The organism is Patescibacteria group bacterium, assembly GCA_024654625.1.
Lineage (GTDB): Bacteria > Patescibacteriota > Minisyncoccia.
This window is the reverse complement of record JANLHB010000009.1, coordinates 1-1,722: the sequence shown is the minus strand read 5'-3', so window position 1 is coordinate 1,722 and position 1,722 is coordinate 1. Positions and strand designations below refer to the sequence as shown.

General features: G+C 35.7%; 2 protein-coding genes. Both read left to right on the top strand.

The genetic code is table 11. From position 1 onward, the window contains the following. Positions 1 to 613 precede the first annotated feature (613 nt). On the top strand, positions 614 to 853 hold the full coding sequence (locus NUV40_00845; GenBank protein ID MCR4342435.1) for a DUF433 domain-containing protein: 240 nt from the start codon (positions 614 to 616) through the stop codon (positions 851 to 853). Further along, positions 850 to 1,200, top strand: a complete 351-nt coding sequence (locus NUV40_00840; GenBank protein MCR4342434.1) for a DUF5615 family PIN-like protein — start codon at positions 850 to 852, stop codon at positions 1,198 to 1,200. The genes NUV40_00845 and NUV40_00840 overlap by 4 nt, the downstream gene beginning before the upstream one ends. Positions 1,201 to 1,722 lie beyond the last annotated feature (522 nt).

Here is a 1,722-nt window from a genome sequence, read left to right as displayed (position 1 = left end):
TTAGAAGTTCTCCATATTACAGCGCCCATTTACCCACACCAATCTTCTTAATCGAATTTTTATTCTTTAAACAATTCATTTTTGAATTCAAGTATGCCTTTAGCATCAACTGACAAAAATAGGGACTCGCCAAACAACCTGTCGGGCAAGCCCGCCAAAGTACACGTCGGGCAAGCAGCGCCCGTTTAAATCCAGTGGTACCTTCCCCATTCTTTTACCAATTATTTTTTGTTCAAGATTTACATTCATATTTGACAAAGGACATATAAAGTGTACTACCCGCCAAAAGGCACTTCGGGCAAGCCCGCCACACTGCACGTCGGGTAAAAAGTGTAAAGTGATCTAAAGTTTAACAAACCATTTTTATTTACAATTTATAATATTAATCCAGACTAAGCTCAGCTTAGCTTAGTCAGCTTTGCCACGCTCAGCGGGGCTTTGCAGTATTGACAGGATGAACACGATTGACCCATCCAGCGTTTAAGCGAATATTAAGCGAATATTTCTTGACAAAAAGTGGCACATACATTATTAAAGAATCTTTGGTAATTCTCTTTATGATATTCTTAAACTAAATAAAGTCTATGAATTCACATTTTCAGGAGGTATAGCATTGGATAACAGAATAGAAGTTAACCCAGACATATGTCATGGCCAACCATGTATAAAAGGTACCAGAATCATGGTATATATTATCATTGAACTTCTCGAATCCGGTTTAACACCAGATGATGTTATAAGGGATTATTATCCAAACATAACAAAGGAAGATATAAAAAATTGTTTGCATTATGCAGTTTCTCTTATTAAAGACCAGGAATACATTCCATTTGAAGAGGCTACTCAGCATTGAGATTTCTTATCGATGAAAATATCTTTCCTCAAATAACCTCCTATATTCGAAAATCAGGTCATGATGTCAAAACTGCTCAAGAATCAGGTTTAATTAAGGCCCCAGATGATAAGATCGTTGATTTAGCAATTAAAGAAAAAAGAACAATTATCACATTTGACAAACACGTTGGTGACATACTCAGATATCCCCCACAAAATCTATTTGGTATAATTCTTATAAGGATTCATCCTCCTATATTAGACGACATCTTTCATGCTATAGAGAACCTCTTTAAAAACTATCAAGCCGATTCTTTCAATGGAAGGCTTATTGTGCTATCTAGAACAGGATATAGGATAAGATAACAAATCGTTTATTAGAGCACTTACCCAATACTTTTACCAATTACTCTTTGTTCACGATTTACATTCATAATATTTTTGGCGCGATATTTATTAATTACAAGAATTGGATGGCTATACAGTATCAAACCATTTGCCAGAGTAGAAGTGAAATATATTGCTCTGCTTCTCCTGAGGACCATGACGTGTTTAAGTGGCTATCAAGTTGAGAGTTGTGTTGATGAAGATGGGTTATTATCCCCGTTTTTTTGATATGCGTACAGGAGAGAAAACGGAATAAAAGTGTGACATGGCACACTTTCCCGATCTTCCCGGCAGGGAAACCCGCCCTACAAAAGCATTATATTTTTTTCTCGCAGGTCTGATTTCTTATCCGATATTTTTTTACAGACATTATGAAAACGAAGAATTTTGCCGAAGGCTTAATCTATAGAGCAGACGCATAAACTTACAAAGCAGTTGATAGTAAATAAGTTATGAAAAGAGTTAGTGGTGATTTTTTGTAAAATGAGCGACAAGAAAAAT